At 72.2% G+C, this 13,350-nt stretch carries 13 protein-coding genes; 9 read left to right on the forward strand and 4 right to left on the reverse strand.

The genetic code is table 11. The features are described 5' to 3' along the window. Positions 1 to 53 precede the first annotated feature (53 nt). From aroA to bcp, 3 genes are read left to right on the forward strand one after another with little or no spacing between them, the layout of a single operon-like run. On the forward strand, positions 54 to 1,565 hold the full coding sequence (gene aroA, locus U874_RS0107365; RefSeq protein ID WP_025133897.1) for a 3-phosphoshikimate 1-carboxyvinyltransferase: 1,512 nt from the start codon (positions 54 to 56) through the stop codon (positions 1,563 to 1,565). Between the two features lie 2 nt (positions 1,566 to 1,567). Continuing rightward, positions 1,568 to 2,626: a ribosome small subunit-dependent GTPase A gene (gene rsgA, locus U874_RS0107370; RefSeq protein WP_025133898.1), complete on the forward strand. Its 1,059-nt coding sequence runs from the start codon at positions 1,568 to 1,570 to the stop codon at positions 2,624 to 2,626. A gap of 40 nt (positions 2,627 to 2,666) precedes the next feature. Then, positions 2,667 to 3,149, forward strand: a complete 483-nt coding sequence (bcp, locus tag U874_RS0107375; protein WP_025133899.1) for a thioredoxin-dependent thiol peroxidase — start codon at positions 2,667 to 2,669, stop codon at positions 3,147 to 3,149. An 80-nt stretch (positions 3,150 to 3,229) separates the two neighbouring features. Here the strand turns inward: bcp and U874_RS0107380 are convergent, their stop codons facing one another. Then, positions 3,230 to 3,643, reverse strand: a complete 414-nt coding sequence (locus U874_RS0107380; RefSeq protein WP_025133900.1) for a hypothetical protein — start codon at positions 3,641 to 3,643, stop codon at positions 3,230 to 3,232. 194 nt (positions 3,644 to 3,837) lie between these two features. Between U874_RS0107380 and U874_RS0107385 the strand changes: the two genes are divergently transcribed. Continuing rightward, on the forward strand, positions 3,838 to 4,086 hold the full coding sequence (locus tag U874_RS0107385; protein WP_010156721.1) for a WhiB family transcriptional regulator: 249 nt from the start codon (positions 3,838 to 3,840) through the stop codon (positions 4,084 to 4,086). A 91-nt stretch (positions 4,087 to 4,177) separates the two neighbouring features. Here U874_RS0107385 and U874_RS0107390 read toward each other — a convergent pair whose 3' ends face one another. The 3 genes from U874_RS0107390 to U874_RS0107400 all read right to left on the reverse strand — a co-directional run bounded on the left by U874_RS0107390 (position 4,178) and on the right by U874_RS0107400 (position 7,697). Beyond that, complete coding sequence (locus U874_RS0107390; RefSeq protein ID WP_025133901.1) at positions 4,178 to 4,516, reverse strand: PLDc N-terminal domain-containing protein; 339 nt, start codon at positions 4,514 to 4,516, stop codon at positions 4,178 to 4,180. 127 nt (positions 4,517 to 4,643) lie between these two features. After that, positions 4,644 to 6,065, reverse strand: a complete 1,422-nt coding sequence (argG, locus tag U874_RS0107395) for an argininosuccinate synthase (RefSeq protein ID WP_025133902.1) — start codon at positions 6,063 to 6,065, stop codon at positions 4,644 to 4,646. Between the two features lie 9 nt (positions 6,066 to 6,074). Beyond that, positions 6,075 to 7,697 carry a PucR family transcriptional regulator gene (locus U874_RS0107400; RefSeq protein WP_025133903.1) on the reverse strand — a complete coding sequence of 541 codons (1,623 nt, stop codon included), beginning with the start codon at positions 7,695 to 7,697 and terminating at the stop codon, positions 6,075 to 6,077. Between the two features lie 203 nt (positions 7,698 to 7,900). On the opposite strand from U874_RS0107400, the gene U874_RS0107405 reads away from it, so the two are divergent. The 5 genes from U874_RS0107405 (at position 7,901) to speB (ending at position 13,255) form a co-directional block, all read left to right on the forward strand. Then, entirely contained in the window at positions 7,901 to 8,122 is a 222-nt protein-coding gene (locus tag U874_RS0107405; RefSeq protein WP_025133904.1) for a hypothetical protein, read from the forward strand. 37 nt (positions 8,123 to 8,159) lie between these two features. Beyond that, positions 8,160 to 9,611 (forward strand): cytosine permease, encoded by a 1,452-nt coding sequence (locus U874_RS0107410; RefSeq protein ID WP_025133905.1) that lies wholly within the window; start codon positions 8,160 to 8,162, stop codon positions 9,609 to 9,611. A gap of 44 nt (positions 9,612 to 9,655) precedes the next feature. After that, positions 9,656 to 10,669 (forward strand): alcohol dehydrogenase catalytic domain-containing protein, encoded by a 1,014-nt coding sequence (locus tag U874_RS0107415; protein ID WP_025133906.1) that lies wholly within the window; start codon positions 9,656 to 9,658, stop codon positions 10,667 to 10,669. Between the two features lie 26 nt (positions 10,670 to 10,695). Continuing rightward, positions 10,696 to 12,213 carry an aldehyde dehydrogenase family protein gene (locus U874_RS0107420; protein ID WP_025133907.1) on the forward strand — a complete coding sequence of 506 codons (1,518 nt, stop codon included), beginning with the start codon at positions 10,696 to 10,698 and terminating at the stop codon, positions 12,211 to 12,213. Positions 12,214 to 12,307: 94 nt separating this feature from the next. After that, entirely contained in the window at positions 12,308 to 13,255 is a 948-nt protein-coding gene (speB, locus tag U874_RS0107425; RefSeq protein WP_025133908.1) for an agmatinase, read from the forward strand. Positions 13,256 to 13,350 lie beyond the last annotated feature (95 nt).

The following is a 13,350-nucleotide window of genomic DNA, read 5'->3' on the forward strand; positions in this document are numbered from 1 at the left end:
GCCCCCGGGATCCCGCGCACCGCGGGCGGGCGAGCCGGGTAGACTCGGTGGGGATGCTGATAGGAAAACTGAACCCCGGCAAGGACGGCGATGAGGCGCGCTCCGGCGACGCCCAGGCGGAAGCGATCCCGCACTGGCCCGCGCCCGCGGGGGACGCGCCGCTCGCGGCCCGCGTCGCACTCCCCGGGTCGAAGTCCCTCACCGGCCGCGAGCTCATCCTCGCCGCGCTCGCTGACGGGCCCGGCGTGCTGCGCGCGCCGCTCCACTCGCGCGACTCCGCCCTGATGATCGACGCGCTCCGCGCGCTCGGCACGGGGATCGAGGAGGTGCCGAGCGCGCACCGCTTCGGCGCGGATCTCCGGGTGACCCCCGCGGCGGAGCTCACGGGATCCACGAGCATCGCGTGCGGCCTCGCCGGCACCGTGATGCGCTTCGTGCCGCCGCTCGCCGCGCTCGCGCTCGGCCCGGTCGCCTTCGACGGCGACCCCTACGCGCGCAAGCGCCCCATGCGCCCCCTCCTCGACGCGCTCCGAGCGCTCGGTGCCGACATCGCCGACGAGGGCCGCGGCGCCCTCCCCTTCACGGTGCACGGCACGGGCGGACTGCGCGGCGGCCGCGTCGAGCTGGACGCGTCGCTGTCGAGCCAGTTCGTCTCGGCGCTGCTGCTCGCGGGCGCGCGCTTCACCGACGGCGTGCACGTGGTTCACACGGGTGACCGGCTGCCGAGCGTTCCCCACATCGAGATGACGCTCGCGGCGCTCCGCGCGCGCGGCGTCGACGCGCACTCCCCCGCCCCGGGCGAATGGCGCGTCGCCCCCGGCCCCATCGCGGCGCTCGATACGACGATCGAGCCGGATCTGTCGAACGCCGCCCCGTTCCTCGCCGCAGCCCTCGTGCTCGGCGGATCCGTCACCGTGCCCGACTGGCCGGAAACGACCACGCAGGTGGGCGACCAGCTGCGCGCCCTGCTCCCCGAGTTCGGCGCCCGGATCTCGGTCGCTGACGACGGGGCCGTCACCGCGCACGGCGACGGCCCGCTCCGCGGCGTGCGGCTCGACCTCCCGGAGGCGGGCGAGCTCGCCCCCACCCTCATCGGCCTCGCCGCCCTCGCGGCTCACGGCAGCGACGGCACCGACGGCGTCGGGAGCGAGATCACGGGCATCGGGCACATCCGGCACCACGAGACCGACCGGATCGCCGCGCTCGTCGCCGAGATCCGCGGGCTCGGTGGCGCCGCGGAGGAGCTCCCGGACGGCATCCGCATCGCCCCGGCCGCCCTCCACGGCGGCGTGTGGAACAGCTACGCCGACCATCGCATGGCGACGACAGGCGCGCTCATCGGGCTCCGGGTGCCCGGCGTCGAGGTCGAGGACATCGCGTGCACGAGCAAGACCCTGCCCGAGTTCCCCGAGCTCTGGCAGCGCATGCTCGGACGCCACGCGAGCGACGCCGGTGCCGACCCGCTCGACGCGATCGTCGAGCAGAGCGCCGATGGCCTCGGCGCGGCGGCGACCGCGCTCGGCGGGCTCGGCCGCGCCGCCCGCTCGTTCATCGAGGGGCTGTAAGCGTGAGCTGGCTCCTCCCGGACGACGACGAGGACGTGCCCTACGGCGAGTACGCCGATCACCGGGTGCGCGAGCGCCCCAATCCGAAGGCCAACCGGCCCCGCACGAAGCGGCGGCCCGATCACGAGGACGCGATCGTCGGGATGGTGACCGGCGTCGACCGCGGGCGCTACGCGGTGCTCGTGCCCGCGGGCGCCGACCCCGAGGACCCGAGCGAGCGCGAGATCGTCGCGGCCCGCGCGCGCGAGTTGCGTCGCACCCCGATCGTCATCGGCGACCGGGCGCAGATCGTGGGCGACACGAGCGGCGCCGAGGGCAGCCTCGCACGCATCGTCGGGCTCGACGAGCGCCGCACCCTCCTGCGGCGGAGCGCCGACGACAGCGACACCGTCGAGCGGGTGATGGTCGCGAACGCCGATCAGATGCTCATCGTCATCGCCGCGGCGAACCCGGAACCGCGCGTGCGCCTCGTCGATCGCTACCTCGTTGCGGCCTACGATGCGGGGATTCAGCCGCTCCTCTGCATCACGAAAGTGGATCTCGCCGACCCCGATCCCTTCCTCGCCCACTTCGCGGGCCTCGAGGTGCCGGTGTTCCGTTCCGCCCGAGGCGACGAGCCGCTCGCGGAGATCCGCGAGGCACTCGCCGGCCGAACGACCGTGTTCGTCGGCCACTCCGGGGTCGGGAAGTCGACGCTCATCAACGCGCTCGTCCCCGAGGCGGGTCGCGCCACCGGGCACGTCAATGAGGTGACCGGGCGCGGGCGCCACACCTCGTCCTCCTCGGTCGCCCTGCGGGCGGCGACCCCCGGGGCCGTCGACGGCGAGACCGGGTGGGTCATCGACACGCCGGGCGTGCGCTCCTTCGGTCTCGGCCACGTGACGAGCGATGGGATCCTCCGCGGCTTCACCGACCTCGCCGAGCTGATCGAGCGGTGCCCACGCGGCTGCACCCATCAGGAGGATGCCCCCGACTGCGAGCTCGACGTCGCGATCGCCGACGGCCGGCTCGACGCGCTCGGCGCGCTGCGCGTGGAGTCGCTGCGCCGGCTCCTCAAGTAGGGGTCGGCCCGCTGTCGGCGGTGCTCGCTAGGCTGGATGCATGACTGAACGTGTGATCCTCGAGCCCGGCCAGCCCGCCCCCGACTTCTCCCTTCCCGATCAGGACGGCGTCACCCGCACGCTCGCCGAGTTCCGCGGTGAGAAGGTGGTGCTCTTCGTCTACCCGCAGGCGATGACGCCAGCCTGCACCAAGGAGGCGTGCGAGTTCCAGGAGTCGGTCGCCCCGCTCGCGGAGGCTGGCTACCGGGTGCTCGGCCTCTCGCGCGACGCGGTCGAGCGCCAGCGCCGCTTCGCGGACCGGGACGGCCTCGAGTACCCGCTGCTCAGCGACCCGGACGCGAGCGTGCACCGCGCCTACGGCGCCTACGGCGAGAAGAACAGCTACGGGCGCATCATCGAGGGCGTCATCCGCTCGACCTTCGTGATCGACGAGGAGGGGCGCATCGAGCACGCCCTCGTGAACATCAAGGCGACGGGCCACGTCGCGCGCGTGCTGAAGCTGCTCGGCGTCGCGCAGGGCTAGCCCCGGCTGCGCCACGGGCGCCGCACCCGCGTGATCGGGGTGCGGCGCCCGTGGCGTCTCCGCGCCTTCGACGCGGGCCCCTAGGCCTCCGGCACGGCGGGGGCGTCGGGCTTCGCCAGCACGGCCGCGACAAAGCCCACGAGGGCGAGCACGAGCAGTTCCAAGCCGAGCGTGGCCTGCGGGCCGAGGAGCCCCTGCAGGATCCCCGTCGCCGCGGCGAAGAGCAGCACGTGGATCGTGATCGAGGAGCCGCGCACCCAGCTCGCGCGGCGCTTCCATGCGCCCCACGCGGTGGCCGCGATCCAGACCCACCAGATGGCCACGGCGAGCAGCAGGCTGAGGCGGCTGCCGAGCGGCTCGTCACCCGCGGCGAAGAAGCCGATGAGCACGTTCCAGAGCAGCCACGCGCCGCCGATCACCTCGATCGCCAGCACGATGCGCAGCGCGACCCACCCGACCCGGGTCGGCAGGTGATCGGAGGGTGTCGCGTTCATTTCGGCTCTCTTTCCCAGTGATTGCAAATTGACTATTGATTTGCATTCATTTCCGTGGAACTATATATTCCGTCGAGTTTCGCGCACACCGACGTGAGCATTCTCAGCCACGTATTCAGGTAACGGCGGCGCGAATTCTAGGCTATCCGGTCTCTCTGAGTTCGCGTGCCCGCGTCGCACTTAAGGAGAACATGATGGATTGGCGTGAACAGGCTGCGTGCCTCACTGTGGACCCCGAGCTTTTCTTCCCGGTCGGCAACACCGGCCCCGCGGTGGAGCAGATCGAGCGCGCCAAGTCGGTCTGCGCCCGCTGCACCGTCACCGAGATGTGCCTCCAGTACGCGATGGACACCGGCCAGGATTCCGGCGTCTGGGGCGGTCTCAGCGAAGATGAGCGCCGCGCGCTGAAGCGTCGCGCCGCGCGCGCACGCCGCGCCTCCTAATCCCCCGCGCCGCGCGCGAGACTCGCAGCCCGCGCTGCACGCAGCAGGTCCCGGTCCTCCTCGGAGTGCCGGGACCTGCTGCGTGTGCGCGTCACTCGGCGCGGGCTCGTTCCGCGCCGTCGGCTCCGGCGGAGCGCTCCGATCGCTTCCCGCGGCCGCGAGCGAGCAAGTACACGCCCGCGCCGAACAGCGGGAACATCAGGATCACCGCGATCCAGAGGAAGAACTCCACGAGCGACACCTCGTTCTGACGCTTCACGAGCACTGCGAGCGCCCACACCGCGAGCCCCAGGATGAGCACGGCGATCACGGAGAAGGCGACGTCGTACCCCGTCGGCAGGAGCGGGTTCACGCGCTCCGCAGCGGGCGCGAGCACCGGAGAAACGGCGGCCGGCACGGCCAGCTCGGTCAGCGCACTCAGCGCGGTCATGGGGGTCACGGCTCTCAACTCTCGGTGCGGCGGGAACGGGGCCGGCGCAGACAGCGAAGCGCCCCCGCACCAGAATAGTGCGGGGGCGCTTCGGATGCCCAGGTCGGCCCGGATCCCGGGCCGCGTTCTAGTCGGTGCCGGCGTCGAAGGCCGCGGAGAGGCCGAGCACGTCGCCCTCCTCGCTGATCCCGGTCACGGCGTCGGCGATCTCAGCCGCGCCGCCCTTCTCCAGCTCGCCGACGAGATCGGCGACGGCGCCGCCGACCATGCCCATCTGCGCGTACTGCTCGAGGCGCTGACGCGAGTCGGCGATGTCCAGGTTGCGCATGGTGAGCTGGCCGATCCGGTCCTCGGGGCCGAATGCCGCACCCACGGTGCGCTCCATCGAGAGCTTCTCGGGGTGGTAGCTGAGGTTCGGGCCCTCGGTGTTGAGGATCGTGTAGTCGTCGCCACGGCGGAGGCGGAGGGTGACCTCGCCCGTCACGGCGGAGCCGACCCAGCGCTGCAGCGACTCGCGCAGCATGAGCGCCTGCGGGTCGAGCCAGCGGCCCTCGTACATGAGGCGACCGAGGCGGCGGCCGTCGGTGTGGTAGCTCGCGAGGGTGTCCTCGTTGTGGATGGCGTTGACGAGCCGCTCGTAGGTGATGTGGAGCAGTGCCATGCCGGGGGCCTCGTAGATGCCGCGCGACTTCGCCTCGATGATGCGGTTCTCGATCTGGTCGGAGACGCCGAGGCCGTGGCGGCCGCCGATTGCGTTCGCCTCGAAGACGAGTGCCACCGGGTCGGAGTACTCGACGCCGTTGATCGCGACGGGACGGCCCGCCTCGAAGCGCACCGACACCTCCTCGGTGGCGACCTCGACGTCGTCGCGCCACGCGGCGACGCCCATGATCGGCTCGACCACGTCGAGCCCCGCGTTCAGGAACTCGAGGGTCTTCGCCTCGTGCGTCGCACCCCAGATGTTCGCGTCGGTCGAGTAGGCCTTCTCGGTGGAGTCGCGGTAGGGGTAGCCGTGCTCGACGAGCCACTCGCTCATCTCGTGGCGGCCGCCCAGCTCGGTGACGAAGTCGGCGTCGAGCCAGGGCTTGTAGATGCGCAGCGCCGGGTTGGCCATGAGGCCGTAGCGGTAGAAGCGCTCGATGTCGTTGCCCTTGTAGGTGGAGCCGTCGCCCCAGATATCGACGCCGTCCTCCTTCATGGCGCGCACGAGCAGCGTGCCCGTGACCGCGCGGCCGAGCGGCGTGGTGTTGAAGTACGTCTTGCCGCCGGAGCGCACGTTGAACGCGCCGGTCTGCAGTGCGACGAAGCCCTCCTCCACGAGGGGTCGCTTGGCATCGACGTGGCGGGCCAGCTCGGCGCCGTACTCCTTGGCGCGCCCGGCGACACCGTCGATGTCGGGCTCGTCGTACTGGCCGATATCGGCGGTGTAGGTGCAGGGCACAGCGCCCTTTTCGCGCATCCACGCGACCGCGCACGAGGTGTCGAGACCACCGGAGAAGGCGATGCCGACGCGCTCGCCCACGGGAAGAGAAGAAAGAACCTTGGACATACCTCTATCTTAGGGTCTGCCGTGGCCGCTCGAATCCCAGCACTCCTCGGCGAGGAGCGCGAGGTGCACGCCCATCCGCGTATCCACGCTGCTGAGCTCGGTGCCGAGCACGGCTTCGATTCGCCGCAGGCGCGCGTAGACGCTCGGCCGACTGAGGTACACGGCACGCGCGACCTCGGCGATATTGCCGTTCGTCTCCAGGTATGCGCGGAGCACGCGGAGGTGGTCCTCGCCCTCCGCGCGGAGCTCGGCGAGGCTCTCCGCGACGAAGCTCTGGATCCGCGGATCGTCCCCCAGCTCGCGGAGGAGGCGCCGCAGGCGGACGTCTGCGGCGGTCACGAGGGGGCCCGATCGCGTCTCGGGCCCGGCCGCCTCCGCGATGGCGAGCGCCTCGGCCGCGCCCGCCGTATTCGCGGCGCCGAGCTCCTCCTCCGCGGGGCCCACGGCGAGCACGGGCCGCGCAGCGGAGCGGAGCTCGGCGGCTCCCGCAGCTGCCGAGCCGAGCGCGGCCGCGAGCGCGTCGAGCACGGGCCGCGACTCGGCCAGCCGGGGCCCGGGGGCGCCGATCACCCCGACGACCGCGCCCGCGTGCTCCCGCGCGACGAGTGGAACGCTCGCGCTGGCGGCGGCGTCGAACACGGCGTCGAGCGCGGCCCCGCGCACCGCGATGGGCAGGTAGCTCGCTGCGCGCGGGAACCCTCCGGCCTCGGCCCGCACGAGCGCGTCGGCGTCGTCCGGGCGCGGCCGAGCCGCGAGCTCGCGGCTCACGGCGGCGAGCGCGCGGTGCCGGACCGCGCTCGGGCGGTCGACATTCTCATGGCAGTGCGCGAGCACCTGTGCGGCGCGCTCGAGGATCGCCGCCGCGAGCGGATGCGCGGGAGCAGCGGGCACGACGAGCGCGCCGGCCGCCTCCCCGCGCTCGCGATAGGGGGCGCGCAGCCAGCGCTCCCCGGACGCCGGGTCGCCGCCCGCGGCCCCGAGGCGCGAGCGGCGCGTCCAGTTCGCGAGCAGCCGGGGCTCGGGAACCCCGGCGCATGCCGCGTCGACGACGCGCTGCTGCAGGTCCTCGTGGACGACGGGGGCGAGGAGCAGCTCGGCCGTGCGCCGAAGCACCTCGGCGGGGTCTGCGTTGACGACGCTCAGCTGCTCGATGAGCCGCAGCGGATCGACGCCCCCGCCCACAGCGCCGGCCCCGGATGCACCGACTCCGGGGGCGGGCGCCGTGTCGGCCGCGCTTCCCGAGGCGAGGAGCATCCGGTGCACGGCCTCGGTGAGCTCGACGAACGCGACCCGGTCGCGCAGGAGCACGACCGGGAGCCGCGCCGTGCGCGCCGCGGCGCGGAGCACCTCCTTCGCGCCGGCGCGCTCCGTGAGCGGCGAGACGAGCACGCCGGAGGCCCCGTTCTCGACCAGGTTGTCGAGGTAGGCGACGGCGTCGGCGAGCGATCCCGTCCAGCGCTCCCCCGCGGTGAGGATGAGTTCCCCGCCGCGCAGCAGGCCGGCGAGATCGGTCCCGTCGGTCGTGTGCAGCCAGCGCACGGGGGCACCGAGGCCGGTCGCGCCGCCGAGCACTTCCGGCTCGCCTGCGGCGACCGCAGGGACCCGCAGAACATCAGCGATCGAGGGCATCATTTACACAGTGTAACCCCGCGCGCCGCGGCTCGATACAGCCCGCATCTTGAGCCCGCAGCGCGGCAACTCAATACTGAGACGGACGAGGCAGAGCCCCGGGAGCCCGCACCGCGGCACCCCGGCACTCCGTCCCCGTCCGGCCCCGCTCACCGACGAGCTCCCCGGGCCGTGAACCGTTCACACGACGAAGTTTGGACAGTCCCATGACGCAGCATCCCGCACCGCAGAGCGCCGCGCTCTCCGGCAGTATCCGGATCGACATCGACGGCGCCGAGGAGGAATTCCGGCGCCAGCGCGACGAGGTGTGCCTCGAGTACGCGCAGAGCGAGGGCACGCGCCTGCCGGGCCAGCTCACCCCCGCCGAGTACGCCATCGCGATCATCGCGCTCGTCGCCGCCTTCATCGGCATCCTCCTCTGCCGCTGAGGCACTCCGCACATCGTTCTTCTCCGAAGGAGCCATCATGGATTTCGCTCTCGAGGCCGAGCGCGGCCGCGCCCCGCTTCCCGCACGGATGCGGTTGTGGGGATTCTGGGAGTACACGTGGGCGAACTCCGCCCTCGCCATCGCCACCTGGGGATTCCTGATCGGCGGGTCCCTCGCAGGCATCGTCGGCGTCACCGACGGACTCCTCGCAATCCTGCTCGGCAACGTGGTCGGCGTGCTCATCGTGAGCCTCGCCGTCAGCGTCTCGTCGGGCAAGTACGGGGTCGAGCAGTACACCTTCCTGCGCAGCGTCTTCGGGCCGAACGGCAGCCGCGTCGTGTACATCCTCGCGATCGTCCTCCTCACGGTGGGCTGGCTCGTCGTGCTCGGCACGATGTTCGGCCGCTCGGTCGACTCGGCCATCGCGGTGGTGAGCGCCCGGGATCCCGAGCCGAACGCCTGGTACATCCCCGTCATCACGATCGCCGCGATCGCGCTCACCGCGATCATCGTCGCGAAGGGCCCCACCTCGATCAAGATCTTCAACACCGTCGTCGCCCCCGCGCTCTTCGTGATCATGGGCGTGATGGTGGTGCTCTACCTCCGGGAGTACTCGCTCGGCGAGCTGCTCGCCCTGCCGGCGCTCGACCAGATCTCGCCATCGCACGCGATGAACTTCATGATCGCGGTCGAGATCAACATCGCGGCGGGCTTCTCCTGGTGGCCGTACATCGGCAACCTCTCGCGCATCACGAAGACGGAGCGCGTCGCGTTCTGGCCGAACCTGATCGGGATCTGCTTCGCCGCCTGCGTGGGCGAGGCCGTCGGCCTCGTGGGCGCGATCGTCTACGGCAACGCCGATCCCACCCACTGGATGACGCAACTCGGCGGCGTCTGGCTGAGCGTCATCGTGCTCGTCTTCATCGCGTTCGCCAACGTGACGAGCATGGCGAACATCCTGTACACCGCGATCGCCGGGCTGCGCCAGGCCTTCCTCCGACAGCTCGAACGCTTCGGCTGGGAGCGCCTCACCTACCTCTTCTGCCTCGTCCCCGTGGTCGCCATGTTCGTGCTCCCGGGCCTCTACGACGGCTTCATCACCTTCATGGTGTGGACGGCGGCGCTCTACTCGGCGCTCTCCGGCATCATGATCGTCGACTACTACTGGCTGCGGCGCAGCCGAGTGCCGCTCGCCGATCTGTTCGACACGACGCCGGCCTCGCGCTACTACTACGCCCGCGGCTTCAACCCGGCCGCCGTCATCGCGCTCATCGCGGGCATCGCGGCGTCGGTCGCCACGTTCAACCCGCAGACGCTCAGCTCGGGCCTGTTCTTCGAGCACACGACCGCCTCCGTGTTCTCGCTCGTCGTGGCCGGGCTCGTGTACGCGCTCGTGAACCCGTTCTTCGTGCGGCGGCGGGGCTGGGGCGCCTACCCCGTGGCGCCGGGCGCCCCGGCGGCGCAGCAGCCGAGCCCCGCCGCCGCGTAGCGCATCGCTCTTCCCTCCCCGCTCTCCCTCTGGAAAGGACCCCCATGTCAACGATGAAGGCCGCCGTCCTGGCAGGCACCCGCGCCCCGCTCGAGATCACCGAGATCCCTCGGCCCGAGCCCGGGCCGGGCGAGGTGCTCGTGCAGCTTGAGGCGAGCGGCGTCTGCCACTCCGACGTGCACTACTGGAACGGCGAGGACGCGCTTCCCGAGGGGCGCGAGCGTCCCGTCCTGGGCCACGAGGGCGTCGGCAGGATCGTGGGCCTCGGGCCGGGTGCGCGCGGGGAGCTCGGCGCGCGCGTCGGCATCGGCTTCGTCTACCGCAGCTGCGGCGAGTGCCGCGAGTGCCGCACGGGCGGCGAGACCACCTGCCCGCGCGCGGAGGCCACGGGCGTCGACGTCGACGGCTGCTTCGCGGAGTTCATCGTGGCGCCCGACACCTGGGTGACCGCGATCCCGGATGCGCTCGACACTGCGGAGGCCGCGCCCCTGCTCTGCGCGGGCGTCACGGCGTTCAGCGCGATCGGGAAGACCGGGCTCGGGCCGGGCAAGATCGGCGTCGTCTTCGGTCTCGGCGGCGTGGGCATGTACGCGCTCCAGTTCGCGGTGCTCACGGGGGCGACGGTCGTCGCGCTCGACTTCGACGAGGCGAAACTCGCGCAGGCCCGCGCGTACGGCGCGGCCCTCGCGCTCCCGCCCGGAGACGAGGCGACGGCAGCGATCCTCGAGCTCGGCGGAGCGGACGCCTGCCTCAGCTTCGCCCCGAGCCCGCGCGTGCTCCGCTCGGAGATCGAGGTCGCCGCCCCGCGCGCCACGATCGTGCAGGTCGCGCTGCCCCCGCAGGAGCTGTCGTTCTTCGCCTGGGAGATCATCAACAAGGGCCTCACGATCCGCGGCAGCGCCGACGGCACGCGGCTCGAACGCGACACGGTGGTGCGGCTCGCGGCCGAGGGCCGCGTGCGCTCCCGCGTGCTGCCCATCCCGTTCGCCGAGCTCACGCGCTCCCTCATCGAGCTCGACGAGGGCCGCGCACCCGGCCGCTACGTCGTCACGTTCTGACCGCCACGCACCCCCGAGGAGTTCCTATGTCCTTCCCTCCGGCCCTCGAGGCCTACGTCACCCGTTTCGGACTGTCCACGGCGACGCGCGCCTTTCTCAGCCGCTCGCACGGCATCTGCATCGACGGAACCTGGTCGTCCGGCGACGAACGCGCCCCCGTCGTCGAGGCGAGCACGGGCGAGGTGCTCACGAGCCTCACACTCGGCACGACCGCCGACATCGACCGGGCCGTCGCGGCCGCACGTCGCGCCTTCGACGCCGGCCCCTGGCCCCGGTTGAAACCGCTCGAGCGCGAACAACTGCTCGGCCGCCTCGCCGACCTCATCGAGGAGCACCACGAGGAGCTCGCCGAGCTCGAATCGCTCGATGTCGGGAAGCCGCTCGTCGAGGCGCGGGACATCGACGTGCAGGGCACGATCGACACCCTCCGCTACTTCGCCGGCTGGGCGTCGAAGGTCGGGGGCCGGAGCGGCGAGGCGTCGAGCCTCCCCGGCTCGTACCTCACGTACACCCGCAGGGAGCCGGTCGGCGTGATCGGCGTGATCGTGCCCTGGAACTTCCCGCTCCAGACCCTCATGTGGAAGCTCGGCGCCGCGCTCGCCGTCGGCTGCACCGTGGTGGTGAAGCCCGCCGAGCTCACCTCCCTCAGCGCGCTCCGCTTCGCCGAACTCGTCCACGAGGCCGGGATCCCCGACGGCGTCGTGAACGTCGTCACCGGCAAGGGCTCGGTCGTCGGCGCCCACCTCGCCGGGCACCCCGGCATCGACAAGATCACGTTCACGGGCTCCACCCGCACCGGGCACGCGGTCGGGACGGCCGCCCTCGCGAACTGGACCCGCATGACCCTGGAGCTCGGCGGGAAGTCGCCCGTCCTCGTCTTCGACGACGTCGACCTCGAGCAGACCGTCGAACGCGTCGCGCTCGGCATCTTCGGCAACGCCGGCCAGGTCTGCGACGCCGGCTCCCGCGTCTACGTGCACGAGTCGATCGCCGAGGCCTTCACCGCGCGCATCGCAGCGCACGCGGACCGCATCGTCGTCGGCCCCGGCCTCGATCCCGCGACGGAGATGGGTCCGCTCGTCTCCGAGGCGCAGCGCGCGCAGGTGGTCGCGTGCATCGAGGCCGGCATCGCGGAGGGGGCCCGCCTCGTCGCGGGCGGTCCCGAGACGGACGGTCCCGGGTTCTTCATCCGGCCGACCGTCTTCGCGGGAGTGGAGCAGTCAATGTCGATCGTCCGCGAGGAGATCTTCGGCCCCGTGCTCACGGTCGCGAGCTTCTCGGACGAGGAGGAGGCGATCCGCCTCGCGAACGACAGCCCCTACGGCCTCGCCGCGACGATCTACTCGGAGTCGCTCAGCCGCGTGCTGCGCATCGCCCCGCGCCTCCAGGCCGGCACCGTCTACGTGGGCGCGCAGAGCACGATCGATCCCGCCATGCCCTTCGGCGGGTACAAGGCCTCCGGCTTCGGCCGCGACCTCGGCGCCGAACAGCTCGATCACGTGACCGAGACCAAGACCGTCTGGATCACGATCGACGACGCATAGCCCCGGTCGGGCGGCGGATCCGCCCACCCGCCGCCCGGCCGGCGACCCCTCCCTCCTCGCCCGCTCAGCGGGCACCAACGAAAGGACCCTCCCCATGGTGGCTCACGAACCCGTCGGCCCGGTCGAAGCGACCGAGGTGCCGCGCTACGCCGGCCTCGGCACCTTCGCCCGGCTCCCCCAGCTCTCCGAGGTGCCCGACTACGATGTCGCGATCCTCGGCGTCCCCTACGACGGCGGCGTCTCGTTCCGGCCCGGGGCGCGCTTCGCGCCCGCCGCCATCCGCGAGGCGTCCCGGCTCCTCCGCCCGGGATACCACGTCGAACTCGACACGACCCCGGTCGCCCGCAAGCAGTTCGTCGACGCGGGCGACGTCGCCTGCACTCCGTACCGGATCGAGACCGCCGTCGCGCAGATCGAGGCGGCCGCCGCGAAACTCGTCGGCCCCGAGCGCGTCGTGATCGCCCTCGGCGGCGACCACACGATCGCCCTCCCCATGCTCCGCGCCACCGCGCAGGTGCACGGCCCCGTGGCGCTCCTCCACTTCGACGCCCACCTCGACACGTGGGACACCTACTTCGGCGAACCCATCACCCACGGCACCATGTTCCGCCGCGCCTTCGAGGAGGGGCTCCTCATCGAGGACCGCTCGATGCACGTGGGCATCCGCGGCCCCGTCTACGATCGCGAGGACTTCACGCGCGACCGGGACGCGGGATTCCGCACGCTCCGCTGCTCGGACATCGACCGCATCGGCGTCCCCGAGGCGATCCGCCTCGTCCGGGAACGGATCGGCGATGCCCCCGTCTACCTGTCCGTCGACATCGACGTCCTCGACCCGGCCTACGCGCCCGGCACGGGGACTCCCGAGATGGGCGGCCTGCACTCGCGCGAGCTGCTCCAGCTGCTGCGCGGGCTCGATGGGCTCCGCATCGTCGGCGCCGACGTGGTGGAGGTCGCCCCGGCCTACGACCACGCGGACACGACGGCGCTCGCCGCGGCCACGCTCGTCTTCGACTACATGGCGCTGCTCACGCGGCCGTAGCCCGTGCGGTGCCCCCGGGACGGGGCACCGCACCTCTCCGACGGCCACTGGGGGGACGTCGGCGCCGGTGCCACGCGCACCGCATCGCACCGCAC

Origin of the sequence: Leucobacter sp. PH1c, from assembly GCF_000633415.1 — a bacterium.
In the GTDB taxonomy this organism is placed as follows: domain Bacteria; phylum Actinomycetota; class Actinomycetes; order Actinomycetales; family Microbacteriaceae; genus Leucobacter.